Origin of the sequence: Mycobacterium heckeshornense, assembly GCF_016592155.1 — a bacterium.
Lineage (GTDB): Bacteria > Actinomycetota > Actinomycetes > Mycobacteriales > Mycobacteriaceae > Mycobacterium > Mycobacterium heckeshornense.
Genome location: NZ_AP024237.1, coordinates 533,415 through 559,111, shown reverse-complemented (window position 1 = coordinate 559,111; position 25,697 = coordinate 533,415). Strand labels below are relative to the sequence as shown.

Below are 25,697 nucleotides of genomic sequence, written 5' to 3'. Positions count from 1 at the left end.
CGTAACGCCGCCGTCGGCGGGTTGTAACGCGTATGCGGCCAAAAGGTCATTTCGCCTACAGTGATGTCATGCCTACCAAGTCTGACCCCGGCGAAATCGGCGACGTGGAACCATTGACCGACAGCACCGCAAGCCAGGCCAGGCGCGTAGTGGCCGCATACGCGAACGACGCCGATGAATGCCGCATGTTCTTGTCCATGCTCGGTATTGCGCCGACGAAACCCGAGACGTAAGTGAGTCCCGGGGAAGGCCAGGGCACCAAAGCTTCGGGCTCCGGGGATTCCGATTTCGTGGTGGTCGCCAACCGGCTTCCGATCGACATGGAGCGGCTCGCCGACGGCACCACCACCTGGAAGCGCAGCCCGGGCGGGCTGGTCACGGCGTTAGAGCCATTGCTGCGCCGCCGCCGCGGAGCCTGGATCGGGTGGCCGGGCATCGTCGATGCCGACGAGCAGCCCATCGTCGAAGAAGACCTGCAGCTGTACCCGGTCCGGCTGTCCGCCGACGACGTTGCCCAATACTACGAGGGATTCTCCAACGCCACGCTGTGGCCGCTGTACCACGACGTCATCGTCAAGCCGATCTACCACCGCCAGTGGTGGGATCGCTATGTCGACGTCAACCGCCGATTCGCCGAAGCGACCTCGCGTGCGGCTGCCCGCGGCGCGACCGTGTGGGTCCAGGACTACCAGCTGCAGCTGGTGCCGAAGATGCTGCGCGAACTGCGGCCCGATCTGACCATCGGATTTTTCCTGCACATTCCGTTTCCGCCGGTCGAGCTGTTCATGCAGCTGCCCTGGCGCATCGAAATTATCGAAGGCCTGCTCGGCGCCGACCTCGTGGGCTTCCACCTGGTCGGTGGCGCCCAGAATTTCCTGTTCCTGGCGCGGCGGTTGGCCGGGGCCAATACGTCGCGCGCGGCGGTCGGTGTCCGATCCCGGTTCGGCGAGGTCGACCTCGGGTCGCGCACGGTCCGGGTGGGCGCGTTCCCGATCTCGATCGACTCCGCCGAGCTCGACCGCAAGGCCCGGGACCGCAACATCCGCCGACGGGCCCGCGAGATCCGGGCCGAGCTCGGCAACCCCCGCAAGATCCTGCTGGGAGTCGACCGGCTGGACTACACCAAGGGCATCGACGTTCGGCTGAAGGCCTTTTCCGAGCTGCTCGCCGAGGGCCGCGCCAAGCGCGACGACACCGTGCTGGTCCAGCTGGCGACCCCGAGCCGCGAGCGCGTGGAGAGCTACCAGATCCTGCGCAGTGACATCGAACGCCAGGTCGGCCACATTAACGGCGAATACGGCGAGGTCGGCCATCCGGTGGTGCACTACATCCACCGTCCCGTTCCCCGCGACGAGCTGATCGCGTTTTTCGTCGCCGCGGACGTCATGCTGGTCACTCCGCTGCGGGACGGAATGAACCTGGTGGCCAAGGAGTATGTCGCCTGCCGCAGTGACCTGGGCGGCGCACTGGTGTTGAGCGAATTCACCGGCGCTGCAGCCGAATTGCACCAGGCCTACCTGGTCAACCCGCACGACACCGAACGCGTCAAGGACGCGATCGAGGCGGCACTCAACCAGACCGACGACGAGGGGCGGCGCCGGATGCGGGCCATGCGCCGCCAGGTGCTCGCCCACGACGTCGACCGCTGGGCCCGGTCGTTTCTCGACGCGCTCGCCGAAGCGCATCCGCCGGGCTCTGGCTAGCATGCCCGGCGAGCGCGATACTCGACGCAGTGCTTTGCGCCGCGCGAAGGGAGGCACCAGGTGACCATCGCTCGCGGGTTGACCACCGCCGCCATCTGCACAGCGTTCGAAATCGGACTTGCGGTGGTGTCCGCGAGCCCGGCCGGGGCGCTGGCACCGCCGGCGGACGGCATCTACACCTTCAACCAGGCGGGGGCACCGGCGGCCACGTGGAAGGTGTCGTCGCTGTGCGATCAGGTAAACGGAAGCCGCTATTACGCCGACTACGCCAACCCGATTATCCAGGCCGATTTCTGTGCCGTGAACGTGGTGAGCTACACCGACAGCACCATCAAGCGGGAAGACAAGCTGCAAAACTTCACCGGCAGAGCGCGGCTGACCAATGGCCTGTGGACCTTACAAGTCAAACAAGACGCCGGAGTGTTGTGCCCGGACGGCAGCACCGCGCAGTCCACCGAGACCTACGCGTTCGACGACGAGACGATGACGGGCACGCACACGTCGCTGCACGGTGACGTCTGTGGTCTGCAGCCCGCGATGCACAAGGAGCCGTTCAGCCTGCAGTTCGTCGCGCCGCTAGACCCACCCGTCGAGCGTTATCCGCTGCAATGCAACAACATTGCCATTTGCTACTGAGCCGCCGTCAGATCGGCGTGATGTAGTTGATCAGCCACTTGCCGCCGATGCGTTTGTAGTCGACGCGCAATCGGCTGCCGTCGTAGACCGGTTGCCGTGACTTGTCCGTCACGGTGCGGTTCAGGTAGACCATGACCGTGGCCGAATCACGTTTGGCGGCCATGACTCCCACGCCGACGACGCTGGCCTGCACCACGACTTCGCGCTTGCGCGCCTCCGGGATGATCTGTTGGTTGGCGCTCTTTTTGAACTCCTGTCGATAGTCCGGGGTCAGCAGCGGATACGCGTCACCCAGGCTGCGTTCGACCGTCTGAAAGTCATAGCCGAAAACCTCGGGTATCTGCTTGGCGGCCAGTGCGGGCAGGACCGCCCGTGCCGACTGCTCGCCGCGGGTCTGAACCCGGTCCCAGTAGAACCAGCCACTGGCCGCAGCCAATGCGACGAACACAGCGCTGAGCAGGCCGGCGGCGATCACCTGCAACGGCCGCATCAATTCCCGCCTTCCGGATACTTCAGGTCGTAGCCGGTCATCCGGCCATTGTCGTCCTCGTGCACGATCACCCGCATGCGATAAGGCATGGACGGCTTGTTGACCCCGTCGATGTCGGTGACCGTGACCCGCACCGACACCAGCACGGATGCGTTGTCGGTGACGCCGTCGACGCTTTCCAGAGCCGCACCGCTGATGACCGCCTCGGAGCTGGCCTTGGTGTCGCGGAACAGGATTTTGAGGTTCTCCACGTTGTTGTTCGAGTCGAGCATGCTGCGCAGCGGCCCGCTGGTGCCCTCGACGAACCGATTCACACTCTGGTCGATGGTGTCTTGGGTGTAGCTGAACATGTTGACCACCGTCTGGGTGGCGGTGTCGACGAATCGCTGGTTGCGGGCCTGCTGGGCGTCGGCATGCTGCTGCTGGACAACCAGCACCGTCAGGCCGGCGGCCAACAGCGCGATCGCGACCATGCCCCCGCCCAGGCCGATCCATCCGACCAGGCGACGATGTGCGGGCCGCCGCGGCGGCGGTCCCGGCGCCGCCGTGCGCTGCTTTGGCGGCACGATCGATGCCTGCACCCGAACCGTGGTGGTGGCGCTGGACTCGCCTTTGGCCGGCCCGGCCGCGCGCGACGCCCGACGACGGGCACGGTGCGTCGCCGAGTCCTGCGCCGCCACTACAACTGCCTCGGGTCGCGCATCAGATCCACCCAGTTCTCCGCGCTCGACGCTTTGCTCATGCCGGGCGCGAAGATACCAGTGCCGCCCGCCGGATCCGGGAAGGCTCCAGTGTGCGGGTCATAGGTGGTGTAGGCCGGGCCACTGGCCTGCGGCACCGGACCAGGCGGCGGCCCCCACGGCTTCTCGGGCCCTGGGCCCGCTGGCGGGGGATTGATCCCGACCGGCGGTGGGGGCGGTGGAAGCCACTTCGGGTAAGGCAGCTGCGGCGGCTGCGGCGTGTAGGGCGCTGGCGGTATCCACGCCGGCCGACCATCGGTTCCGCCGGTGTTGGGCGGCGGTGGCACCGGGAACGGCTGATTGGGCGCCGGGCCGGGTCCCGGCACCACCCCGGGTGGCGGCGGCCCCACGATGGGGGTACCCGGATCCGGATCGGTGCCCGGGGGGATATACGGAAACTTGTTCGGCGGCAACACGTTAAGGCCGTTCGTCATCGGAGTGCCGTATGGTATCGGTGGTCCGCGCCACGGGTTGCTGCCTATCGGAACGTAACCGCGCGGGTCACGGCACAGCTGCACGGTCGGTGCCCTCTTCCCGGGGAACTCCTGGCATGGGTAGTTGCGCGCGCCGCGCACCGTGGTCGGGTCGTTCTGCGCGACTTTGCAGTACATGTCCGTCGGCAGCTCGCGCAATGTCTCGTCGGCGGGCGTCCGGATCAGTGGCGGCGGAAGGAACCCGGTGTTGCAGGGCGGCGGATCGCCGAGGTCGATCTTGAAATCCAGCTTGGCCCCCTCGTCTTGGGGTACGCCGCCGGCGGCAGTGGTGATCGCGGCGAACAGTGCCGGCAGCACCACCAGCAACTGCTCGAGCGTCTTGTGGTAGATGACGCCGACCCGGCCCAGGTTGGCCAGGCTCGCCGCCAGCACCGGGAACGAGGGCCGGATACCGGAGAAGGCGGTGCTGGTCTCATCGGCGGCGCCCGGAACCACGGCCAGCAATTTGCGAACCTGCGGATCGGCGTGGCGTACCTGCGAGGTGAATCGGGCCAGCCCGTCGGCCAGTGACCGGATGTCGCTACCGGAGCGGATCTGCGCCCGCAAGAACGGGCCCACCTGGTCGATCAATTCCGAGGTCTGCGGATAGTAGGCGTTGGCTTCGTCGACCAGCAACCGTGACGACTCAATCAGCCGGGCCAGTTCGGGACCAGTGCCGTTGAACGCGGTGAAGGTTTCGTGCAGCAGTTCCCGCAGCCGCGTGTCAGCCACACTGTTGACCAGGGTCTCGGACTTGCGCAGCAGTGTGGCGACGTCCTCGCTGAGCCGAGTATTACTGCGTGCAATGCGAGACCCGTTGTGCAGCTTGGTCGCTGACGGTTCAGCGGGCGGGACGAGGTCGATGTACTGCTCACCGATGGCAGAAACACTCTTGACGCTCGCGATGACGTTCGACGGGACCGGGGTTTGGCTGTTGAGCCGCATTTTGGCGTCGACGCCGTTGCGGTTCAGTCCCACCGACTCCACCCGGCCGACCGCGACGCCGCGGTAGGTGACGTTGGCGTTCTTGTACAAACCGCCGCCGGCTTCGAAATCAGCGGTCACGCTGTAGGTGCCCAGACCCAGGCTGGCCGGCAACCGGAGATAAAAAACCGCGATCAGGGTGACCGTGATGGCGGTGACCACCGCGAAGACGGCTAGCTGAATTCTGGTCAGCCGGTCATGCATCAGCGCGACCCCTGCTGCGGTTGTCCCGGCGGCAGCTTGAACGGGTCGGCGGCTTGCCCCGAGAGGTTGGCCAGTTCACCGATCAAGAAGTCCGGCGGGTTGAGGATCTCACTCATGTGCATCATGTTCGGATCGAGTGCATACGACGTCGTGAAAAACGTTTCGCCGAGCCGTCGGAGGGTCAGGTCGAAGGTGGTGAACACGTTGAGGTAGTCACCGCGGACCGCCTGCTTGATGCCGAAGTTGGGGAACGGGAACGTCAGCAACAGTTGCAATGAGGTGACGAAGTCCTTGCGGTTGTCGGCGAGCGCCTTGGTGGCCGAATACAGACCTTTGAGGTCTTCGGCGAAATCGCCCTTGATTTGCGAAAGCACATGGGAGGCAACGGTTGCCACACGTCTCAACGCGGCAAATGCCTCGACGATGTGGTCACGGTTCTTGTTGAGCACCCGAAGCGCATCGGGCAGCGTGTCCAGCGTCCGGCCCAGGCTGTCCTTGCTGCGGGCCAAAATCGCGGAGAAACGGTTCAGCCCCTCGGCGGCGGCGATGATGTCGTTGACCTGCCGGTTGAGACCCGCGGTCAGGGCCGCGAGCCTGGGTACGAGGTTGGTGAACTGGCCCTCCCGGCCCGCCACCGCCCGGTATGTCTCATCGGTAACCTCTTGCAGGGCACCAAGATTGCCTTTGTTGACCACCACGCCCAGCGCCGCGAGGACCTCTTCGGTGGTGGGATAGCGGCTGGTGCTCGACTCGGCAATCCTCGAGCCGTTGCCGAGCCTGCCGATCGGTGGCGTGTTCACCGGTGGGGCCAGGTCGATGTGCTGGGAACCGAGCAGCGACGTCTGCGACACCTTGGCGGTGGCGTTGGCCGGCAGTACGACGTTTTTGTCCAGCGCCAATTCCACAGCGGCGTAGAAGCTGCCGTCCGCTCGCTGGGCCGCCTGGATACCCGACACGCTGCCCACGGTGACGTCGTCGACCATCACCGGGGAGTTCTGGGGCAAGGTCGCGACGTCCTTTAACTCGACGGTGACCTTGTAGGAGCCTGGTCCGTGACCGGCCGTGCCGGGCAAGGCAATCGAGTTCAACCCACCGAATTGGCAGCCGGCCAGCACCACGCTGCCCGCCGCCAACGCGCCGCCGCGCAACCAGATCCGGTTCATCGGCCGCCCTTTTGCTCCGCCGGAGCCGGCACGGCTGGCGCCGCGCCGGGTGCAGGCCCATTGGGTGCGGAGGCCGCTGACGGCGCCCCCGGCGCGGGCTTGGCGGTCGGGGCAGGCGGCACCAGCAGCGCTTGCAAGTCATCGGGGTTCGGCGGATGTACACCGGGCGCCGGAATCCAGGTCAGCTCCGGGATCGGGGTCGCCGCCTTGGCTTCGGTGGCCGGGGTGTCGTAGATGATCTGACCCTTGTACGCCGTGATCGAGTTGATCGGGTGAAACAGGATCGGCGGGTAGTTGACCGTCAAGCGGCGCAGCACCGGCCCCAGCCGCTCGCGGCAGAACTCAGCCCGTCGGTAGTAGTCCGGAGCCGCTTTCCCGGCGGCGGTATCGAAGGACCCGCCGCAGATGAACTGCACCGGGTTGGCGAACTCCGGTATCGAGAGCAACCCGTTCAGCGTGCCCTGCGCAGGATCGTAGATGTTGTAAAAGTTGGTGATCCCGGGCCCCGCGACATGCAATACCTGTTCGATGTTCTCGCTCTGGTCGCTCAACACCTTGGTCAAGTCGTTCAGTTTGGTCACCGTTGCGACCAACGTCGAGTTGTTCTCGTGCAGGAAGCCCCTGATATCGGTGAGCGCGGTGTTGAGGGTGCCCAACATGGTGTCCAGATCACGTGAGTTATCGGCGAGCACCTGAGATACCGATGCCACGTGACCGGAGAATTCGACGATCTGCTCGTTGCTCTTCGAGAGCGCGTTGACGAGAACCTGGAGGTTTTTCACCGTGCCGAAGATGTCGGTGCGCGAATCCCCCAGCCGCCCAGCGGCTTGCGACAGCTCGCGTAGCGCTGCGTGGAACGAGTCGCCGTTTCCGTCAAGGGTGTCTGCGGCCTGGTTGATCAACTTGCCGAGGGGACCTTGCATCTGTCCCGCCGTTGGACCGAGCTGGCCGGCCAGCTTGCTCAGCGCATCTTTAACCTCGTCCCATTCCACCGGAACCGCGGTGCGGTCCAGCCCGATGACGGCACCGTCGGGCAATGCCGGTCCGCCGGTATAGGCGGGGGTGAGCTGAATAAACCGGGCTGCCACTAGGTTTGGCGCCATGATGACGGCCCTGGCGTTCGACGGCACCTTGACGTCGGGGGGGATCGACATGACGATCCTGACATCGGAGGCTCGTGGCTCGATGCGGTCGACCCGGCCCACTGGTACGCCCAGAATGCGCACCTGATCACCGGGATAAAGCCCTACCGCGGAGGTGAAGTAGCCGACGATCTTGTGGCTGGCCCGCGTCGGCCACACCAGGTAAACACCTGCCAGCAAAAGCAGGGCCAGAGCGGCGGCCGCTACCAACCGCAGCCCCCGCCTGCGTTCTCCAGCGACCGAGAAGAGCGTCATGGCGACTTCGGCCTGATGATCCACCGCTCCTGGATCAGTCCGCGCAGGTAGTCGGCGAAACTGTCGGGGAGCTTGTTGGGTTGGAAGACCAAGTCGAACACGATTGACACCAACGGTGCCGGCAGGACGCTGTAGACATTCACATTGAATCCAGGACCCGAACCAACCACCTCGCCGAGCGTGGTGGCATACGGCGGCAAGCGCTTGAGCGCCTCGGTGATGTACTCGTGGCGCTCATTGAGGTTGTCCAGCACCTGGTTGAGCTTGCTCAGCGACGGGCCAAACTCGCGGCGGTTGTCGGCGACAAATCCTGAGATCTGTTGGGCCAGTTCGTCAATCCCGGAAATCAGTTGTGCCAGCGCGGCGCGGCGGGCGTCCAGCGCGGCAAACAACTGATTGCCGTCGAGGATCAACTTGTTCACCTGCTCGGCACGTTTGGCCAAAACAGCCGTCACCGACTTCGCGTGGGCCAATAACCTGGCCAGCGCTTCGTCGCGGCGGTTGAGGGTGCGCGACAGCGACGTCACCCCATCCAGGGCACCGCGCAGCTGCGGGGTGGCGTCGTGCAGCGCGTCGGTGAGGACGCGCAGCGACGTCTCGAACCGGCCCTTGTCCAAGTCGCCGGCATTGCCGCCGAGATCCTCCAGCGCGGTGCCCAGGGCATACGGCGTGGTCGTTCGGCTCAGCGGAATGGTCGTCGTACTTGCGCTGCCGGCCGGTGTTACCGCGACCGACCGTTCACCCAGGATGGTGTCGGTGCGGATCGATGCCAGCGATTGGTCGCCGACGGCGATGCGGCGGTCGACGGTGAACGACACCTTCGCGGCGTCGCCCGCCAAAGCCACGGACTGCACCCGGCCCACCTTGATGCCCGAAACGTAGACGTCGTTGCCGGGTGCGATACCGCCGGCGTCGCTGAAGTAGGCGTCGTAGCGTTTGCCCTGCGGCCAAAACGGCAACTGGCTATAGCCGAACGACACCAACACAATGCATGCCACCAGGACCACACCGAAGATGCCGGTGCGGACGGGGTCACGTCCGTCTCTGCTATTTGGCAAAGGCGCACCTCCCCTTGCTGGGATCGACCTGGCCGCCCATCGGAATCAGTAAGTCGCCGCCGACGGGGCCGTTGAGCTTGATTGTCACCGAGCAGAAATAGATGTTGAAGTAGGCACCGTAGGAGCCGAGCGCGGCCAGGCGCAAGTAGTCCTCGCCCAGCTGTTCAATATCGTTGTTCACCTCGGCTTTTCGCTCGTCGAGCTCGGCGGCGATGAACCGGGTATTTTGCACGACGCCCTTGAAGGCGGGGCGCGAGTTCTGCAGCAGCGAAGTCAGATCGCGTTCGGCCGAGGCCAGCGGCGGGATCGCTCCGCCCACCGCGTCACGGCCCTGGGCCAGGCCGGTGATCAGTTGCTGCAGCTGGCCAACGCTCGCCGAAAACTGGGCGCCCCTTTGGTCGACGGTGGTGAGCACCGTGTTGAGGTTGTCGATCACGTCACCGATGAGCTGGTCGCGTGCGCCCAGTGTTGACGTGAAGGCGTCGGCGTCGGCCAGCAGGTTCGACAACGCCCCGCCCTGGCCCTGCAGAAGTTCGATCACGTAACTGCTGATGGTGTTGATTTTGTCGGCGTCCAGCCCCTTGAGCACGGGCCGTAGACCACCCAGCAACGCGTCGAGGTCCAGCGCAGGCTGGGTGTGGTGCTCATCGATGGTCCCGCCGGGTGGCAGCTTGCGCAACTCCCCGGGTCCGGAGGTGATTTCCAAATACCGGTCACCGACCAGGTTTTCGTATCGGATCACTGCACGCGTGGACGAATACAGTGTGTAGCGCTTGTCCACGCCGAACGTCACGTTGACGCTGTTGTTCGGGTTGAGCTTGACGTCTCGCACGGACCCGACCGGCACACCGGCGATACGAACCTTCTGACCGGGTTTCAACCTTGTCGCGTCGATGAACGTTGCGTGGTAGGTGTTTTGCGGACCGAACCGGAACTCGCCGAAAATCACCACAAGGCCGACGGCAACAAGCAGCATCGCAACGGTGAAGATGCTGACCTTCACCATTATTGCTCGATGAGATTCGTAGCGCGCCATCAGAAATCGTCTCGTTCCGCGAATGCGCCGTGGAACAGGAACTGCAGCGTCGACGGTGCATCCACCTGCATTTCGGTGAACGGCTCGTACGGAATATACGCGTTGTCGGTCACCAGAAACGGTGCCCGGTACCAGGAGCCACCGTTTTGCTTGGTCGGGATATCAGGTAGGCCACGGCAATTCGGGCCGCCGGAGGCGTTGACGATCGGCAGGCTCTCCGGGTAGGTATACGACGGCGCGCCCAGCACAAAGCTCGACGAGGTGAACAGTCCCGCCTTGCGCACGCCGAGCAGCGGGGCGAATTCCTTGATACCGCGGTCGATACCTTTGAACAGACAGCCAAATTCGGGTGAGTAGTCAGCGGCCACCTTGATCGGGGCGCGGAACCGCTTGATCGCGTCGATGAGGTTGCGCTCGGCCGGCTCCAGTGTGTCGGAGACGCTGTTAGAAGCCCCGATCGCCGCCAGCAGGGTGTCGTTGAGGTCGCTCTGCTGGTCCACGATCGTCTTGCTGATCGTCGGCACGTTGTCGAGCACGGTCGTCAGGTCCGCACCGGCGTCGGCATAAATGTTGGCTACCGCGGCGGTCTTACCGAAATCTTGTTGCAGAGTCGGCAACTTCGGATTCGTTTGCTTGGTAAGGGTGTTCAGGCCCGACAGCAGGTCGCCCAGGTCATTTCCGTGGCCGCGCAGGCCCTCAGCGAGAGCGCTCAGGGTACCGTTCAACTCGACGGGGTCGATCTTGTGCAACAGGTCAATCAGCGACTGGAACAACGTGTTGACCTCAACCGCGACCGCAGAAGCCTCGACGTGCGCGCCCGGCCGCAGCGACACGGGCAAGGGCGATGCGGGCGGAACGAATTCGACTGATTTCGCACCGAAAATCGTGTTGCTGGCAATGCGGACGGTCACGTTGGCCGGAAGGTAATGCAGGTCGTCGCTGTTGATGGCTAAGGTTAGCTGCGCCTCGTCACCGGAATACGCGATGTTTTTTACCTTGCCGATCTGGATGCCGCGGTATTTCACCTTGCCGTCACGTTCCATCACCAGCCCGGCGCGCGGCGCGCTGACAAACACCGTGTCGGTTGACGAGAACGCTGCGGTGTAAGACAGATACGTCAACACCGCGAAGCTCGCCAACGCGCTGGCGAGCACCGCCGCCGCGAGCCTGATCTGAGTGCGTCTGCCCACCTTTGCCACCGTTGCTCAGCCGGAGAGGTTGAAGTTACCCGAGGCGCCGTAGACCGCCAGGGAGATCGCCAGGGTAATGACGACGACAACGATCAGCGACGTCCGCACGGCCTGGCCGACCGCTAGGCCGACCCCGACCGGGCCCCCGGATGCGTTGTAGCCGTAGTACGTGTGGACCAACATCACCGCGATCGACATCACGATGGCCTGCAGGAAAGACCACAGCAGATCCGTCGGATTGAGAAACGTGTTGAAGTAGTGGTCGTACAGGCCTGCCGATTGACCGTTGACAAAGATCGTGATGAACCGTGCAGCGAAGAACGAGGCCAGCACGGCCAGTGAATACAGCGGGATGATGGTGATCAGCCCCGCGATCAGCCGGGTCGACACCAGATAGGACACGGAGTGCACGGCCATCGATTCGATGGCGTCGATTTCTTCGGCCACTCGCATGGCACCCAGCTGGGCTGTAGTGCCCGCGCCGATGGTGGCAGCCAGTGCGATACCGGCCACGACCGGGGCCACGATGCGGACGTTGAGAAATGCCGACAGAAAACCGGTCAACGCCTCGATACCGATATTGCCCAGCGATTCGTAACCCTGGACCGCGATCACGCCGCCGGACGCCAGCGTAAGAAATGCCGCGACGCCGACCGTTCCGCCGATCAGCAGCAGGGCACCGGTGCCCAGCGTCATCTCGGCGACGAGCCTTAACACCTCTTTGCGATAGCGCGTGATCGCGTTCGGGATCCAGCGCACCGATTCGCCGTAGAACAGCGCCTGCTCGCCGAAAGCGTCGACCGGCCCGGCGAACCGGGACAGCCACCGGCGCATGCGCAGCGTGACGTCGTAACTCAAGTGCGCCGCTCCTCCTCACCGCTGCGCTCTGCATCGTCACCGGTGCGGCTCACCGGGCCAGCACCCGCACACCGATCGCGGTCATGACGACGTTGATCACGAACAAGCAGATGAACGCATACACCACGGTCTCGTTGACGGCATTACCCACCCCCTTTGGGCCACCCTTGACCGTCAGGCCGCGGTAGCAGCCGACCAGCCCGGCGACCACCCCGAACAACAGCGCCTTCACCTCCGAGAGCACCAACTCACCCAGATGGGTCAGCACGGTCAGACCGTTGACGAATGCGCCCGGATTGACGCCCTGCAACAACACCGAAAAGACGTAGCCACCGCAAATACCGATCGCCGACACCAACCCGTTGAGCAAAAGCGCGACGAACGTCGACGCCAGCACCCGTGGCACTACCAGGCGCTGGATGGGATCGATGCCCAGCACCCGCATCGCGTCGATTTCCTCGCGGATGGTGCGGGCGCCCAGATCAGCGCAGATCGCAGTGGCTCCGGCACCGGCTACCACCAGGACTGTGACCACCGGGCCCAGCTGGGTGATGGTGCCGAACGCGGTGCCCGCGCCGGACAGGTCGGCAGCGCCGAGTTCGCGCAGCAGGATGTTGATCGTGAACGCCACCAGCACGGTGAACGGAATGGCAACCAGCAGCGTCGGGATCAGCGATACCCGCGCGATCATCCAGGTCTGCTCGAGGAACTCCCGAAACTGAAAGGGTCGCCGAAACGCTCCACGCAGGGTCTCCAGCGACATCTCCACAAACCCGCCCACGGCCCGGGCCGGAACCGCGAGCTGTTCGATCAACCTGAGGTCCCTTCTGGGCCGGGGTCTCTCTGCAACGTGGCGCGGAGCCTCGGCGTCGTCCTGTGCGCGCCGCTTCGTCTTTCTGCTGTCGGACGACGCCCCGCGTGAGCCGGATCATAGTAACTAGAACAGGTTCTGAGTGTCAAAGAACGAGAAAATTAGACAAAAGTTAGTATTTTGTCGAGGTCAGCGGCATTGTGAGCCAGATCATCCTGCAACGTGTTCTAGTCGGCGAAGAGCCCCGCCAGCTATCGTCTCCGCTGGATCAGGACTCCATCAGACCGGTCGCCGAAAAGCTGCGTTCCGGATCGCGCCCAGCAAAGTAGTCATGCAGTGTCGCGCTGAGCTCGCCGGGGTCCCAGGCCGGTGCGTCCGCGGTGAACTGGCGCTCGACGGTGGGCGCGGCCACCAACGTCACCCGCGGGCCATAGACGATGAAAAGCTGGCCGTTGACCGCCTGGGCGGCCGGAGAGGTCAGAAAGCGGACCAGGGTTACCACATGTTCGGGAGACAGCGGATCGATCTCGCCGGTCTCGGGTGCCGCGCCGAACACCTCGGCCGTCATCGCGGTCCGAGCCCGCGGGCAGATCACATTGGCGCAAACACCGTAGCGGCCCAGCGCCCGCGCCGCCGACAGGGTCAGCGCGGTGATGCCCGCCTTGGCGGCGGCGTAGTTGGCCTGCCCGACCGGGCCCACCAGCCCGGCCTCCGACGAGGTGTTGACGATGCGGCCGTAGACCGGGCCGTCGGATTGCTTCGCCCGGGCCCGCCAGTACGCGGCCGCGTTGCGGGTGAGCAGGAAGTGGCCACGCAAGTGCACGGCGATGACGGCGTCCCACTCCTCGTCGGACATGTTGAACAGCATCCGGTCGCGGGTGATCCCGGCGTTGTTGACCACGATGCTCAAACCGCCCAGCCCGTCAGCGCAGGCGACCAGCTCGTCGGCGGTGGCGCGTTGACTGATGTCGCCGGTGACTGCGACGGCTTTGGCGCCGACCGCGGAGATCTCGTCGATGACGTCGGAGGCGTCCAGCGCCGTCGCCACGTCGTTGACGACGATGGTGGCGCCGGCACGCGCCAAGCCGATGGCCTCGGCGCGGCCCAGGCCCGCGGCCGCGCCGGTCACCACCGCGACCTTCCCGGACAGATCGGTCGCGTTCGTGCTGCTAGTCAATTTATGAATACCTCTAGTCGGTGATTAGTCGCTGCGCTTCAGCGCCGCCCGCGGGCACTCGGCGATCGCCTGCTCGGCGAGTTGTTCCCGGTCGGGCGGTATCGGATCGGTCTTCACCACGGCGTAGTCCTCGTCGTCCAGCTCGAAGATGTCCGGCGCGATTCCCATGCACACCGCGTTGCCTTCACACCGATCGCGGTCCACTATCACTCGCACGGCTCTCCTCCTTGGCCTTTCCGGTTGCCGGTAGCACCACCATACGACGACACCTTGCTGGACCCGCATACTAGAACGTGTTACAACCAGGAAGGTAGACGGATCGCGAAGGGACCGCCAATGCGCATCGGTTACACCCCCGAGCAGGAGGAGCTGCGTCGCGAACTGCGGTCGTACTTCGCCAAGCTGATCACCCCGGAACGCCGCGAGGCGCTCAACTCGACGTCGGGCGAAATCGGCAGCGGCAACGTCTACCGCGAGATCGTCGCCGAAATGGGCCGCGACGGGTGGCTGGCGCTGGGGTGGCCCAAGGAGTACGGCGGGCAGGCTCGCTCGGCGATGGATCAGCTGATCTTCACCGACGAGGCCGCCATCGCCGGCGCCCCGGTGCCGTTTTTGACCATCAACAGCGTCGCGCCGACGATCATGGCGTTCGGCACCGAGGAGCAGAAAAAGTTCTACCTGCCCAAGATCGCCGCCGGCGAGATCCATTTTTCGATCGGCTACTCCGAGCCGGGTGCGGGCACCGATCTGGCCAACCTGCGCACCACCGCGGTGCGCGACGGCGACGACTACATCGTCAACGGCCAGAAGATGTGGACCAGCCTCATCCAGTACGCCGACTATGTGTGGCTGGCGGTACGCACCAACCCCGAAGCCAAGAAACATCGCGGCATTTCGGTGCTGATCGTGCCGACCACCGCCGAGGGTTTCTCCTGGACGCCGGTGCACACCATGGCCGGTCCCGACACCAGTGCCACCTACTACTCCGACGTCCGCGTGCCGGTGGCCAACCGGGTCGGCGAAGAGAACGGCGGCTGGAAACTGGTCACCAACCAGCTCAACCACGAACGCGTGGCGTTGGTATCCGCGCAGCCGATCATCACCGCGCTCAACGAGGTTCGGGAATGGGCGCAAAACACCAAGGACGCCTCCGGTGCGCGGCTCATCGACTCCGAGTGGGTGCAGCTGAACCTGGCCCGGGTGCACGCCAAGGTCGAGGTGCTCAAGTTGATCAACTGGGAGCTGGCGTCGTCGAACGAGGCTGCCCCGTCGCCGGCCGACGCATCGGCCGCCAAAGTGTTCGGCACCGAACTGGCCACCGAGGCCTACCGGCTGCTGATGGAGGTGCTGGGCACTGCCGCGACCGTGCGCCCGGATTCGCCCGGCGCGGTGCTGCGCGGCCGGATCGAGCGGATGCACCGGGCGTGCCTGATCCTGACCTTCGGCGGCGGCACCAACGAAATTCAGCGTGACATCATCGGCATGGTGGCGCTGGGCCTGCCGCGAGCCAACCGCTGACCGGGCAAAGGACTTATCCATGGATTTCTCGACAACCGAAGCGGCCCGAGACCTTGGCGGCCCGGTCACTACCATCGTGGACGCGGTATGCACACCGCAGCACCAGCGCGAGCTCGACGGGCTCGAGCAGCGGTTCGACCGTGAGCTGTGGCGCAAGCTGATCGACGCCGACGTGCTGAGCGCCGCCGCACCAGAGTCGTTGGGCGGAAGCGGATACGGGGTGCTGGAGCAGACCGCGGTGCTGGTCGCCTTGGGCCGGGGATTGGCCGCGGTGCCGTATCTGGAGTCGGTGACGCTGGCCGCGGGTGCGCTGGCCCGATTTGCCGCTGCCGAGCTTGCGCAGCAGTGGGGCGCACCGGCGGTCAGCGGCCAGCAGGTCCTCACCGTTGCCCTGGACGGCGACATGGGTGAGGGGCCGGTACAGGCGACCCGCTCCGGCGACGGCTACCGGCTCACCGGCACCCGCACCCAGGTGGGATACGGACCGGTGGCCAACGCCTTCCTGGTGCCCACCGAAACCGATTCCGGCACAGCGGTTTTTCTGGTCGCAGTCGACGATCCCGGCGTGGCGGTGGCCCCGTTGGAGACCACCGGTTTGGGCAGTGTCGGCCAGCTGGAGTTGTCGGGCGTGGAAATCGGCAGTGGGCGGCTAGTCGGCGGCCGCGAGGTTGCTGACTGGCTGTCATTGCGAGCCACTCTGGGCCGCAGTGCTTTTCAACTCGGTGTGCTCGACCGTGGATTGCAGATGACCGCTGACTACGCCCGCACCCGCGAACAGTTCGACCGGCCGATCGGCAGCTTCCAGGCGGTGTCGCAGCGACTGGCCGACGGCTACATCGACGTCAAAGGTTTGCGGCTGACGCTGACACAGGCGGCCTGGCGGGTCAGTGAGAACCTACCCGCCGACACCGAAGTAGCGACCGCGGCGTTCTGGGCCGCCGACGCCGGCCATCGCGTGGCGCACACCGTCGTTCATGTGCACGGTGGCGTCGGGATCGACATCGACCACCCGGTGCACCGCTATTTCCTGGCCGCCAAGCAGACGGAGTTCGCGCTGGGCAGTGCCACCGGAGCACTGCGGCGGATCGGCCGCGAACTGGCCGACAGCCCCGTTTGACTTATGGAGCGCCTACCGACCGTCACAGACTTGCTGAGACCGCTCGTCGACGTCGACGATCGGGGAGTCTATTTCGAGGACTCGTTTGTCAACTGGCGCGACCACGTTCGGCACGGCGCGGCAATCGCCGCCGCCCTGCGGGCACGGCTTGACCCGGGCAAGCCGCCACACGTAGGCGTGCTGCTGGAGAACACGCCGTTCTTTTCGGCGGTGCTGGTTGCGGCGGGGCTGTCGGGCATCGTGCCGGTGGGTCTCAACCCGGTGCGTCGCGGCGCCGCGCTGGCCCGCGACATTCGCCACGCGGATTGCCAGCTGGTGCTAGCTGACTCGAATTCGGCTGCAGCACTGGGTGATATCGAGCATGTCAACGTCGACTCCCCGGAATGGGCCGACGAGGTCGCCGCACACCGAGACACCGAGGTGCGCTTCCAAGAGGCGCGGCCCGAGGATCTCTTCATGCTGATCTTCACCTCGGGCACCAGCGGTGACCCCAAGGCGGTGATGTGCAGTCACGGCAAGGTCGGGATAGCCGGTGTGACGATGACCGACCGCTTCAGCCTCGGCCCCGACGATGTCTGCTACGTGTCGATGCCGCTGTTTCATTCCAACGCCGTGCTGGTGGGATGGTCGGTGGCGTTGGCTTGTCGCGGCTCAATGGTGTTGCGGCGCAAGTTCTCCGCCTCGCAGTTCCTTCCCGACATTCGCCGCTACGGCGCCACCTATGCCAACTATGTGGGCAAGCCGTTGTCGTATGTGCTGGCCACCCCGGAGCGTCCCGACGACGCCGACAACCCGCTGCGCGCGGTGTACGGCAACGAAGGCGCACCCGCCGACGTGGAACGCTTCGCCCGCCGATTCGGGTGTGTGGTGATCGACGGGTTCGGCTCAACCGAGGGCGGGGTGGCGATCAGCCGAACACCGGACACGCCGCCGGGTTCGCTGGGCCCGTTGCCCGACGGGGTTGAGATCGTCGACGTCGACACCGGACAACCGTGCCCGCCCGGCATGGTGGGCGAACTGGTGAACACCGCTGGGGCCGGCCGGTTCGAGGGCTATTACAACGATCCCGAAGCCACCGCGCAGCGCATGGCCGGCGGGGCCTATCACAGCGGCGACCTGGCCTATCGCGACGAGCGCGGCTATGTGTACTTCGCCGGCCGGCTCGGTGATTGGCTACGGGTTGACGGCGAAAATCTCGGCACCGCACCCATCGAGCGGGTGCTCGCGCGCTACCCGAACGTGACCGAGGTGGCCGTGTATGCGGTGCCCGACCCGACCGTCGGCGACCAGGTGATGGCGGCACTGGTGCTGGCGCCGGGAGCGGAATTCGACGCCGATAAGTTTCGCGCCTTTCTGGCCGAGCAGCCCGACCTTGGACCCAAGCAGTGGCCGTCGTATGTCCGGATCTGCAGCACGCTGCCACGTACCGCGACCTTCAAGGTGCTCAAACGCGAGCTGGCGGCCGAGGGTCTCGACTGCGCTGACCCGGTATGGCAGATTCGGCGGTAACCCTCGTCGAAGCGGGAGGCGGGTCGAGTGACAAAGCGCCAGCCGACAGTCGCGATCGCGGGAGCCGGGATGTCTGGCATCTGCGCGGCAATCATTCTGCAGCGGGGCGGTATTGACGATGTCACGCTGTATGAGAAGGCCGACGAGGTTGGCGGCACCTGGCGGGAGAACACGTATCCCGGCCTGACCTGCGATGTGCCGTCGCGGTTCTACCAGTTCAGCTTTGCGCCGAATCCGGGCTGGAGCCACTTGTTTTCACCCGGCGGCGAGATCCAGGAGTACTTCACCGACGTGGCCAAACGAACCGGCGTCTACGAGCGGATCCGGTTCCGTACCGAGGTCGTCAGCGCCGAGTTCGACGGTCGCGGCTGGGTTGTGTCGACCCGCGCCGGCGAGACGTCGCGGGTCGACTTTCTGATATCGGCGACCGGGGTGCTGCACCACCCGAAGATTCCGGACATTCGCGCACTCAGCGACTTCTCGGGTTCGGTGTTTCATTCCGCGCGGTGGGACCACAGCGTCGAGCTGCGGGGCCGCCGGGTCGCGGTGATCGGGACCGGCTCCACAGGAGTGCAGATCGTCAGTCGGCTCGCAGGCACCCCGGCCCGGCTGACACTTTTTCAGCGCACCCCGCAGTGGATCATGCCGATGCCCAATCCCCGCTACCCGCGACTGACGCACCGCACCCATCGGGTCTTCCCTTGGCTGAATCACCTTGGCTACCATGGATACCGGATCCCGATGGAGATCTTTTCCGCCGCGTTGGTCAAGCCGGGCTGGCGTCGGCGTTTCGTGGCCGCGCTGTGCCGGGCGAACCTGCGCACGGTGCGCGACCCGCACCTGCGCAAGGCCCTGACCCCGAACTACACACCGATGTGCAAGCGGCTGGTGATCTCCGGCGGGTTCTATCGCGCAATCCAGCGTGACGACGTCGAGCTGGTCACTTCCCGCATCGATCACATCGAACCCCGCGGCATCGTCACCGACGACGGCATCCTGCACCAGGCCGACGTCATCGTGCTGGCAACCGGATTCGACGCGCACGCCTACATGCGACCAATGCGGGTGGTCGGCCGCGACGGGATCTGCCTGGACGAGGCGTGGCGCGACGGACCGCACGCTTTCGAAACCGTTGCCATGCCAGGTTTTCCGAACTTCTTTATGCTGCTCGGCCCGCATAGTCCAGTGGGCAACTTTCCGTTGACCGCGGTCGCCGAATCGCAGGCCAATCACATCCTGGGTTGGATAAAGCGTTGGCAGCGTGAAGAATTCGACACCGTGGAGCCGACGCAATCGGCGACTCAGGCGTTCAACGCCGCACTGACGGCGGCGATGCCTAACACCGTGTGGACCACCGGGTGTGACAGCTGGTATCTCGGCAAGAATGGGCTGCCAGAAGTGTGGCCGTTCACACCCGCCAAGCACCGCGCCATGCTCGCCGAAACGAAGTTGGAAAACTACGACCTGCGCTTCACGCCCCCGGAACTGGCCCGGCATTGACTCGACCGCCGCCGACTACGCCTCGACAATATCGTGCCGGTAACGCTCGAAAAGCCCTAGAAACTCGGCTTTTTCGGCTTCACCGATCCCATTTTTCGCCAGGGCAGCAGCTGCGTACTGCATGTTGGCATTCCACTCCGCTTCGGTGATCCCCAGCCCGGCGTGCGAGGTCTTCATATCACGGCCGAGATATCTGCAGGGTCCGCCGCTTAGGTCACACATCTGCTCGACCAACAGCTGCTGAGCCCGCGCCTGTGAATCGAGGCTGCGGCCCGACGCGAATCGGGCAAAGGCGGGATCGGCGCGTAAGCTGTTGAACAAGTCCTCGATGACGGCCGCGATAACATCGTAGCCGCCGATCCGGTGGTACAAAGACGCCATTCGAGCCCCCGGCATGTGTGATGACGCTACCTAACCATCGACACCGAGAATGCGTGCGGCGTTGCCGTACAGAAACTTCGGCCACACCGCGTCGCGGAATGGGACGTCGGGCATCTCGGTGAAGATTCGCTCCAGCGACAATCCCATCGGGAAATACCCGGCGTAGAGCACCTTGTCCGCGCCGCGCGTGTTGGCGTAGTCGATGATCGCTTTGGGGTAATACCTGGGCGCGAACGCCGACGTCGAGTAGTACAGGTTCGGCCACTTGAGCATCAGCTTGACGGCCAGGTCCTCCCACGGCTCGCAGCCGTGGCGGGTGACGAACACCAGGTCCGGAAAGTCGAACATGACAATGTCGATACGCGCGACGTCCTGCGGCCCGAACGGCACCCGTGGCCCGGGCACCCCGGCGCACACGAAGATGGGTATGCCCAGCTCGACGCACGTGGCGTAGATCGGGTACATCTTCGCGTCGTCGATCGGTACCTGCGGAAACGTACCCGCAGGGAATACCGACGTGGCCCGGATACCGAACTCGTCGTGCTGGCGGTGAATCGCGGTCACCGACCCCATCACGTCGTTGGGATCGCTCACCGTCCCGGATGGCACGAAGCGGTCGGGGTGCCTCTTCAAGGCCAGCTGCGACGTCTCGTCGGCGACGCCGATCAGACCCTTCTCGATTCCGAAGCGGTCCATCTCGTGCAGCGTCACCCCGATGGGATCGCTGGTGGGCAGGTCTTTCGGCACCTCCTTGAACAGGTACTCGACCGGGAACTCGAACTGCTCGCGCGACTCGCGGTCCTTGGTCTGTCTGCGGATGAAGTCGTACTGGCCGAAGCCTTGCCGGGGAAAGCCGATCATCGTGTCGAACACGGGCAACCCGGCACAGCCAGCCATGAGGTCCTCCGAATCCAAGACTTGCCGATTGCGGCGTCCCCAAGATTGGGACAGGCGTCGATTTTTGTCCAGTGGTCCGGGCTCGGTCGTCAGCCGAGCATTGACGGGACTACCGCCTCGATGAGATGCGGTCCGGGGGTGGCGAACCCGGCCTGCAGCGCGTCGGCAAATTCCTCGGCAGTGTTCACGCGGCGGCCCGGCACTCCCATGCCTTCGGCCAGCTTGACGAAATCTATTGCAGGACAGGTCAAATTGAGCAGTTCGCGCGCCTTAGGCCCCGGTGCGTTTTCTGCGCCGACGCGTTGCAGCTCCAGCCGCAGGATATCGTAGGCCCCGTTGTTGTAGATGACAGTGGTGACGTCCAGGTTCGCCCGGGCCTGTGTCCACAGCCCGGCGAGCGTGTACATCGCCGAGCAGCACCGGTCGATTCGGCGCCGCGATTGCAGCACCTATGGCAGCGGGGATGCCATACCCGATGGCGCCGCCGGTCCGGCCACCGAGATCGACTTGGTGTCGAGGTAGGTTTCGATGCCTTCGCGGCCCAATTCCCGGCCGTAGCCGCTGGCTTTGACGCCGCCGAATGGGGCGTAGGGGTCCATGGTGTAGCCCTGGTTGACCCCGAACGTGCCGGTGCGGACACGGGCGGCCAGCGCCACCCCGCGCTCGGTGTCCTCGGTCCACACCGAACCGGCCAGCCCGTAGTCGGAGTCGTTGGCGATGGCGACCGCCTCGTCCTCATCGCGATAGGAGATGACGGTCAGCACCGGGCCGAAGATCTCTTCGCGCGCGATCAGCATGGTGTTGTCCGCGTCGGCGAACAGCGTCGGTCGCACATACCAGCCGCGGTCCAGACCCTCGGGCATGGCGGTGCCTCCGGTGACCAAGCGCGCACCTTCATGCTGGCCGTTTTCGATGTAGCCGAGCACACGCTGCTGCTGTCGCTGCGAGACCAGGGGACCCAGTTGCGTGGCGGGGTCGATCGGATCTCCCACCCGAATCGCGTGCACTTCGGCGGCCAACGCGTCGACGAAGTCGCTGGACCGCTTGGCGGGCACCAGGATCCGGGTGAGCGCGTTGCAGATCTGGCCGCTGTTCGAAAGGCTCGCCGAGCGGATTCCGGCCGCGACGGGCGCCGGGTCGGCGTCGTCCAGGACGATCGCCGCCGATTTGCCGCCGAGTTCCAGGCTCACCCGTTTAAGCCCGGCCGCGCAGGTCTCCGCGACGCGCTGTCCGGCGGCAGTGGATCCGGTGAACGACACCTTGTCGACACCGGGATGCCCGACCAAGTAGGTGCCGAGGTCGGCACCGCCGGGCAACACGCTGACGACGCCGGGCGGCAGCTCGAGCTGTTCGATGAGCTCGGCAAGCAGCAGCGCGTCAAGCGGGGATTCGGGCGCCGGCTTGAGCACCACGCAACAGCCGGCCAGCAACGCCGGCACCAGCTTGGTGACGATCAGGAACTGCGGCATATTCCACGGCACGATCGCCGCGACCACACCAACCGGTTCGCGGTGGATGCGGATGTCGGCGCCGTAGCAACCGCGGCGGGTCTCCTGCCATGGAAACCCCTCAGCCAGCGAGCAAAACGCGGTCATCATCATCCACGGCAGACCGACCTGGGCGCGCTGGGCGAAACTGATCGGAGCACCGATCTCGGTGGTGATCAGCTTGGCGATCTCCGACCGTCGCGCGTCATAGAGCGCCGCGAGCCGCCGCACCGCGTCGATGCGTTCGGATGGATCGAGCCGCGGCCAGGGCCCGTCGTCGAACGCCTCACGGGCGGCCGCGACCGCGACGTCGACGTCGGCCGGTCCGGCAGCGGCGACGTGCGCAACCGGCGTTTCGGTGGACGGCGAAACCACCTCGATGACGGCATCGCTGCTCGGCGCCGACCACGTCCCGCCGATGAAGAGCTGGTCTCGTCGTTGCACGCCAACCTCCGGGAATATCAAGTACTTGTGATTCTCTCTTTGAGCATATACCGTCGGCGCTGTGGGCAGGTGGTCGTTTCGACAGGAGTAGACATGGCTCGTTTCCCCAAACCACCGGAAGGCAGCTGGACCCAGCACTACCCCGACCTGGGAACCGGTCCGGTGTCTTATGAGGACTCCATCTCACCGGAGTTCTATGAACTGGAGCGGGCAGCGATCTTCAAGCGTGCGTGGCTGAATGTTGGTCGCGCCGAGCAGCTTCCGCGCAACGGAAGCTACTTCACCAAGGAACTTAAGGTCGTCAACACCTCGATCGTCGTGGTCCGCAACACGAACGGCGAGATCAAGGCGTTCCACAACATCTGTCGTCACCGCGGCAACAAACTGGTGTGGAACGACATGCCGCTGGAGGAAACCAGCGGCTTTTGCCGGCAGTTCCGGTGCAAGTACCACGCCTGGCGCTACGACTTGGACGGCAACCTGACCCACGTCCCACAGGAAAGCGAGTTCTTCGACCTGGACAAGAACCGCTACGGCCTGGTGCCGGTGCACTGCGAGGTCTGGGAGGGCTTCGTCTTCGTCAACTTCGCCGCTGAACCCGAGCAGTCGCTTCGGGAGTTCCTCGGCCCGATGATCACTGCGCTGGAAGGCTATCCGTTCGGGCGGTTGACGTCGCGCTGGTATTACCGCTCGGAAGTCAAGGCGAACTGGAAGCTGTACCTGGACGCGTTTCAGGAGTTCTACCACGCGCCGGTATTGCATGCGAACCAGTCACCGACCACGTACTCGAAGGCGGCGGCCGAAGCCGGGTTCGAGGCGCCGCACTACCGCATCGACGGACCACACCGGCTGGTCAGCACATCGGGTGTGCGCGCCTGGGAGATGGCCGCCGACATGCGCAAGCCGATCGAAGACATCTGTCGCAGCGGACTTTTCGGGCCATGGGACAACCCCGACCTCGGCGAGCTGCCTGCCGGCGTCAACCCCGCCAACTGCAATCCCTGGGGCCTCGACTCGTTTCAGCTCTTCCCGAACTTCGTGATCCTGATCTGGGGCCAGGGCTGGTATTTGACCTACCATTACTGGCCGACGTCGTACAACAGCCACCTCTTCGAAGGCACGCTGTACTTCCCGCCGCCGCGCACTCCGCGTGAGCGGGTCGCCCAGGAGCTGGCAACGGTGACATTCAAGGAATACGGCATGCAGGACGCCAACACGCTGGAAGCTACGCAATCGATGATCGAATCACGTGTGGTTGACCGCTTTCCGCTCAACGACCAGGAGGTGTTGCTGCGGCATCTGCACAAGGAAGCCGCCGAATGGGTTGACCAGTACCGGCGCAGCACTGCGGGGGTCTGATGACCGCTAAACTGCCGCCCGAATTCTCCGACTTGGAACCGTTTTCCGACTGGTGTCTGCCGACCGAGCCGCAGCGCTATCATAAGCGGCTCAGCAGCTCGATGGCCGAGATGCAAGCGTTCTACGACGCCATCACCCCCCGCGCGGAAGACGCACTCGCCTACTGTGACAAGTTCAGTCTCGACGACCTGCCCGAGGACGTCATGAACCTGATGCACCTGCTGTACTCGATGATCATGGTGTCCTTCCCGGTCGAATGCTGGAAGCAGCCCCGTATTCCAGACTCCGGCGCATCGACGTTGGATTGCGTTAGCGAACCCGTGCCGTGATCGTGCTGCGGGCCGCCCGCTGGGCTGACGTCGACGCCGGCGAAGTGCGCTCACCGGCTACGGTCGTTGTCGACGGCAACCGAATCGTTTCGGTCAATCCTCCCCAGCCACCTACTGATTCGATTACCGAGATCGACCTCGGCGATGTGACGCTGCTGCCCGGGCTGATGGACATGGAACTCAACCTGCTCATCGGCGGCCCCGGCGGACCGGAGGGATTGCCGACCCCGATGCACGGCGTGCAGGACGATCCCGCCTACCGCACCCTGCGCGGCGCGGTCAACGCGCGAACAACCTTGGATGCGGGTTTCACCACCGTGCGCAATCTCGGACTGATGGTCAAGACGGGCGGCTATCTGCTCGACGTGGCGCTGCAACGCGCGATCGACGCGGGGTGGCACGTCGGTCCACGGATCGTGCCGGCCGGGCACGCCGTCACGCCCTATGGCGGGCACCTGGATCCGACGGTGTTTCAGCGGCTGGCCCCGGGCATCATGCCGCTGTCCGTGGCCGAAGGCATCGCCAACGGGGTGCCGGATGTACGGGCGTGCGTGCGCTACCAAATTCGCCACGGCGCCAAGGTGATCAAGGTATCCGCCTCAGGCGGAGTGATGTCGCACAGCACCTCGCCTGGATCGCAGCAGTACTCCGACGAGGAATTGGCCGCTATCGCCGACGAGGCCCACCGCGCCGGCATCCGGGTGGCCGCTCACGCAATCGGCGACAGGGCGATCCGCGCCTGCATCAAAGCCGGCATCGACTGCATCGAACACGGATTCCTCGCCACCGACGACACCATTGCGATGATGGTCGACCATGGCACCTTTTTGGTGTCCACGACCTATCTGACCGAGGCCATGGCCGTCGACCGCGTCGCGCCCGAGCTCCGCAAGAAAGCCGCCGAGGTGTTCCCGCAAGCGAAAGCGATGCTGCCCAAGGCGATTGCCGCCGGGGTACGGATTGCGTGCGGCACCGACGCGCCGGCGATCCCGCATGGCCAAAACGCCAAGGAGCTCTGCGCGCTGGTCGAACGCGGCATGACGCCGATGCAGGCGATCCGCGCCGCCACGGTCACCAGCGCGGAGCTCATCGAAGCCGACCACGAACTGGGCCGACTGGCCGACGGTTACCTGGCCGACATCGTCGCCGTACCCGGCGACCCCTCGCATGACGTCGCCACCACCCTTGACGTGCAGTTCGTGATGAAAGACGGCCACGTTTACAAGCGTCCTTAGG

At 65.1% G+C, this 25,697-nt stretch carries 25 protein-coding genes and 1 pseudogene; 10 read left to right on the top strand and 16 right to left on the bottom strand.

The features are described 5' to 3' along the window. Window positions 1–68: 68 nt before the first annotated feature. Genes MHEC_RS02605 through MHEC_RS02595 form a run of 3 tightly spaced genes read left to right on the top strand, consistent with a single transcriptional unit; the run spans window position 69 to window position 2,339 of the window. Window positions 69–233: a hypothetical protein gene (locus MHEC_RS02605; RefSeq protein WP_099868951.1), complete on the top strand. Its 165-nt coding sequence runs from the start codon at window positions 69–71 to the stop codon at window positions 231–233. Further along, window positions 234–1,703 (top strand): alpha,alpha-trehalose-phosphate synthase (UDP-forming), encoded by a 1,470-nt coding sequence (locus tag MHEC_RS02600; RefSeq protein WP_048891186.1) that lies wholly within the window; start codon window positions 234–236, stop codon window positions 1,701–1,703. It begins immediately after the preceding gene. Window positions 1,704–1,763: 60 nt separating this feature from the next. Then, window positions 1,764–2,339 (top strand): hypothetical protein, encoded by a 576-nt coding sequence (locus tag MHEC_RS02595; protein ID WP_048891185.1) that lies wholly within the window; start codon window positions 1,764–1,766, stop codon window positions 2,337–2,339. A 7-nt stretch (window positions 2,340–2,346) separates the two neighbouring features. Here the strand turns inward: MHEC_RS02595 and MHEC_RS02590 are convergent, their stop codons facing one another. The 12 genes from MHEC_RS02590 to MHEC_RS02535 all read right to left on the bottom strand — a co-directional run bounded on the left by MHEC_RS02590 (window position 2,347) and on the right by MHEC_RS02535 (window position 14,136). Beyond that, the gene (locus tag MHEC_RS02590) at window positions 2,347–2,829 is read right to left on the bottom strand and encodes a hypothetical protein (RefSeq protein ID WP_048891184.1); all 483 of its coding nucleotides are present in this window, start codon (window positions 2,827–2,829) and stop codon (window positions 2,347–2,349) included. Further along, window positions 2,829–3,509 (bottom strand): hypothetical protein, encoded by a 681-nt coding sequence (locus tag MHEC_RS02585; RefSeq protein ID WP_048891183.1) that lies wholly within the window; start codon window positions 3,507–3,509, stop codon window positions 2,829–2,831. Before MHEC_RS02585 ends, MHEC_RS02590 begins: the two co-directional genes overlap by 1 nt. Next, window positions 3,509–5,230, bottom strand: a complete 1,722-nt coding sequence (locus MHEC_RS02580; RefSeq protein ID WP_048891182.1) for a virulence factor Mce family protein — start codon at window positions 5,228–5,230, stop codon at window positions 3,509–3,511. The genes MHEC_RS02585 and MHEC_RS02580 overlap by 1 nt, the downstream gene beginning before the upstream one ends. Continuing rightward, entirely contained in the window at window positions 5,230–6,393 is a 1,164-nt protein-coding gene (locus MHEC_RS02575; protein ID WP_048891181.1) for an MCE family protein, read from the bottom strand. Before MHEC_RS02575 ends, MHEC_RS02580 begins: the two co-directional genes overlap by 1 nt. Then, a complete protein-coding gene (locus MHEC_RS02570; protein ID WP_048891208.1) occupies window positions 6,390–7,790 on the bottom strand; it encodes a virulence factor Mce family protein in 1,401 nt (466 codons plus the stop codon). The genes MHEC_RS02575 and MHEC_RS02570 overlap by 4 nt, the downstream gene beginning before the upstream one ends. Further along, window positions 7,787–8,848: an MCE family protein gene (locus tag MHEC_RS02565; RefSeq protein WP_048891180.1), complete on the bottom strand. Its 1,062-nt coding sequence runs from the start codon at window positions 8,846–8,848 to the stop codon at window positions 7,787–7,789. Before MHEC_RS02565 ends, MHEC_RS02570 begins: the two co-directional genes overlap by 4 nt. After that, on the bottom strand, window positions 8,838–9,884 hold the full coding sequence (locus MHEC_RS02560) for an MCE family protein (RefSeq protein ID WP_048891179.1): 1,047 nt from the start codon (window positions 9,882–9,884) through the stop codon (window positions 8,838–8,840). The genes MHEC_RS02565 and MHEC_RS02560 overlap by 11 nt, the downstream gene beginning before the upstream one ends. Then, complete coding sequence (locus MHEC_RS02555; protein WP_048891178.1) at window positions 9,884–11,083, bottom strand: MCE family protein; 1,200 nt, start codon at window positions 11,081–11,083, stop codon at window positions 9,884–9,886. The genes MHEC_RS02560 and MHEC_RS02555 overlap by 1 nt, the downstream gene beginning before the upstream one ends. A gap of 6 nt (window positions 11,084–11,089) precedes the next feature. Then, complete coding sequence (locus MHEC_RS02550; protein ID WP_048891177.1) at window positions 11,090–11,932, bottom strand: MlaE family ABC transporter permease; 843 nt, start codon at window positions 11,930–11,932, stop codon at window positions 11,090–11,092. Window positions 11,933–11,981: 49 nt separating this feature from the next. After that, a complete protein-coding gene (locus MHEC_RS02545; protein WP_003923164.1) occupies window positions 11,982–12,746 on the bottom strand; it encodes an MlaE family ABC transporter permease in 765 nt (254 codons plus the stop codon). A 265-nt stretch (window positions 12,747–13,011) separates the two neighbouring features. Continuing rightward, a complete protein-coding gene (locus MHEC_RS02540) occupies window positions 13,012–13,920 on the bottom strand; it encodes a 3-oxoacyl-ACP reductase (RefSeq protein ID WP_048891176.1) in 909 nt (302 codons plus the stop codon). 24 nt (window positions 13,921–13,944) lie between these two features. Then, complete coding sequence (locus MHEC_RS02535) at window positions 13,945–14,136, bottom strand: ferredoxin (RefSeq protein ID WP_048891175.1); 192 nt, start codon at window positions 14,134–14,136, stop codon at window positions 13,945–13,947. A 120-nt stretch (window positions 14,137–14,256) separates the two neighbouring features. Between MHEC_RS02535 and MHEC_RS02530 the strand changes: the two genes are divergently transcribed. The 4 genes from MHEC_RS02530 to MHEC_RS02515 are packed head-to-tail and all read left to right on the top strand — an operon-like array spanning window position 14,257 to window position 19,564. Next, the gene (locus MHEC_RS02530; RefSeq protein WP_048891174.1) at window positions 14,257–15,438 is read left to right on the top strand and encodes an acyl-CoA dehydrogenase; all 1,182 of its coding nucleotides are present in this window, start codon (window positions 14,257–14,259) and stop codon (window positions 15,436–15,438) included. A gap of 19 nt (window positions 15,439–15,457) precedes the next feature. Continuing rightward, window positions 15,458–16,555 carry an acyl-CoA dehydrogenase family protein gene (locus MHEC_RS02525; RefSeq protein ID WP_071700509.1) on the top strand — a complete coding sequence of 366 codons (1,098 nt, stop codon included), beginning with the start codon at window positions 15,458–15,460 and terminating at the stop codon, window positions 16,553–16,555. Window positions 16,556–16,558: 3 nt separating this feature from the next. Then, window positions 16,559–18,064, top strand: a complete 1,506-nt coding sequence (gene fadD17, locus MHEC_RS02520) for a long-chain-fatty-acid--CoA ligase FadD17 (RefSeq protein WP_048891172.1) — start codon at window positions 16,559–16,561, stop codon at window positions 18,062–18,064. Between the two features lie 27 nt (window positions 18,065–18,091). Continuing rightward, window positions 18,092–19,564: a flavin-containing monooxygenase gene (locus tag MHEC_RS02515; RefSeq protein WP_048891171.1), complete on the top strand. Its 1,473-nt coding sequence runs from the start codon at window positions 18,092–18,094 to the stop codon at window positions 19,562–19,564. Between the two features lie 15 nt (window positions 19,565–19,579). Here MHEC_RS02515 and MHEC_RS02510 read toward each other — a convergent pair whose 3' ends face one another. The 4 genes and pseudogenes from MHEC_RS02510 to MHEC_RS02495 all read right to left on the bottom strand — a co-directional run bounded on the left by MHEC_RS02510 (window position 19,580) and on the right by MHEC_RS02495 (window position 22,773). After that, window positions 19,580–19,945 (bottom strand): group I truncated hemoglobin, encoded by a 366-nt coding sequence (locus MHEC_RS02510; protein WP_071700508.1) that lies wholly within the window; start codon window positions 19,943–19,945, stop codon window positions 19,580–19,582. Window positions 19,946–19,975: 30 nt separating this feature from the next. Next, on the bottom strand, window positions 19,976–20,842 hold the full coding sequence (locus MHEC_RS02505; protein ID WP_048891169.1) for an amidohydrolase family protein: 867 nt from the start codon (window positions 20,840–20,842) through the stop codon (window positions 19,976–19,978). 89 nt (window positions 20,843–20,931) lie between these two features. Further along, a pseudogene (locus MHEC_RS02500) lies at window positions 20,932–21,331 on the bottom strand (thiamine pyrophosphate-dependent enzyme); the annotation flags it as partial. Next, the gene (locus tag MHEC_RS02495; RefSeq protein ID WP_048891207.1) at window positions 21,292–22,773 is read right to left on the bottom strand and encodes an aldehyde dehydrogenase; all 1,482 of its coding nucleotides are present in this window, start codon (window positions 22,771–22,773) and stop codon (window positions 21,292–21,294) included. The pseudogene MHEC_RS02500 and the gene MHEC_RS02495, both read right to left, overlap by 40 nt. 93 nt (window positions 22,774–22,866) lie before the next feature. On the opposite strand from MHEC_RS02495, the gene MHEC_RS02490 reads away from it, so the two are divergent. The 3 genes from MHEC_RS02490 to MHEC_RS02480 are packed head-to-tail and all read left to right on the top strand — an operon-like array spanning window position 22,867 to window position 25,696. After that, window positions 22,867–24,132 (top strand): aromatic ring-hydroxylating oxygenase subunit alpha, encoded by a 1,266-nt coding sequence (locus MHEC_RS02490; RefSeq protein WP_048891167.1) that lies wholly within the window; start codon window positions 22,867–22,869, stop codon window positions 24,130–24,132. After that, the gene (locus tag MHEC_RS02485; protein ID WP_048891166.1) at window positions 24,132–24,461 is read left to right on the top strand and encodes a hypothetical protein; all 330 of its coding nucleotides are present in this window, start codon (window positions 24,132–24,134) and stop codon (window positions 24,459–24,461) included. Before MHEC_RS02490 ends, MHEC_RS02485 begins: the two co-directional genes overlap by 1 nt. Continuing rightward, a complete protein-coding gene (locus tag MHEC_RS02480) occupies window positions 24,458–25,696 on the top strand; it encodes a metal-dependent hydrolase family protein (protein ID WP_048891165.1) in 1,239 nt (412 codons plus the stop codon). Before MHEC_RS02485 ends, MHEC_RS02480 begins: the two co-directional genes overlap by 4 nt. The last annotated feature ends 1 nt before the right edge of the window (window position 25,697 follow it).

What these genes read in the sequence shown, in the direction of transcription:
- MHEC_RS02580 (WP_048891182.1), bottom strand. Translation starts at nt 5,230, where the DNA reads ATGCATGACCGGCTGACCAGAATTCAGCTAGCCGTCTTCGCGGTGGTC.
- MHEC_RS02505 (WP_048891169.1), bottom strand. Translation starts at nt 20,842, where the DNA reads ATGGCTGGCTGTGCCGGGTTGCCCGTGTTCGACACGATGATCGGCTTT.
- MHEC_RS02485 (WP_048891166.1), top strand. Translation starts at nt 24,132, where the DNA reads ATGACCGCTAAACTGCCGCCCGAATTCTCCGACTTGGAACCGTTTTCC.
- MHEC_RS02590 (WP_048891184.1), bottom strand. Translation starts at nt 2,829, where the DNA reads ATGCGGCCGTTGCAGGTGATCGCCGCCGGCCTGCTCAGCGCTGTGTTC.
- MHEC_RS02530 (WP_048891174.1), top strand. Translation starts at nt 14,257, where the DNA reads ATGCGCATCGGTTACACCCCCGAGCAGGAGGAGCTGCGTCGCGAACTG.
- MHEC_RS02605 (WP_099868951.1), top strand. Translation starts at nt 69, where the DNA reads ATGCCTACCAAGTCTGACCCCGGCGAAATCGGCGACGTGGAACCATTG.
- MHEC_RS02525 (WP_071700509.1), top strand. Translation starts at nt 15,458, where the DNA reads ATGGATTTCTCGACAACCGAAGCGGCCCGAGACCTTGGCGGCCCGGTC.
- MHEC_RS02490 (WP_048891167.1), top strand. Translation starts at nt 22,867, where the DNA reads ATGGCTCGTTTCCCCAAACCACCGGAAGGCAGCTGGACCCAGCACTAC.
- MHEC_RS02575 (WP_048891181.1), bottom strand. Translation starts at nt 6,393, where the DNA reads ATGAACCGGATCTGGTTGCGCGGCGGCGCGTTGGCGGCGGGCAGCGTG.
- MHEC_RS02560 (WP_048891179.1), bottom strand. Translation starts at nt 9,884, where the DNA reads ATGGCGCGCTACGAATCTCATCGAGCAATAATGGTGAAGGTCAGCATC.
- MHEC_RS02510 (WP_071700508.1), bottom strand. Translation starts at nt 19,945, where the DNA reads ATGGCGTCTTTGTACCACCGGATCGGCGGCTACGATGTTATCGCGGCC.
- MHEC_RS02570 (WP_048891208.1), bottom strand. Translation starts at nt 7,790, where the DNA reads ATGACGCTCTTCTCGGTCGCTGGAGAACGCAGGCGGGGGCTGCGGTTG.
- fadD17 (WP_048891172.1), top strand. Translation starts at nt 16,559, where the DNA reads ATGGAGCGCCTACCGACCGTCACAGACTTGCTGAGACCGCTCGTCGAC.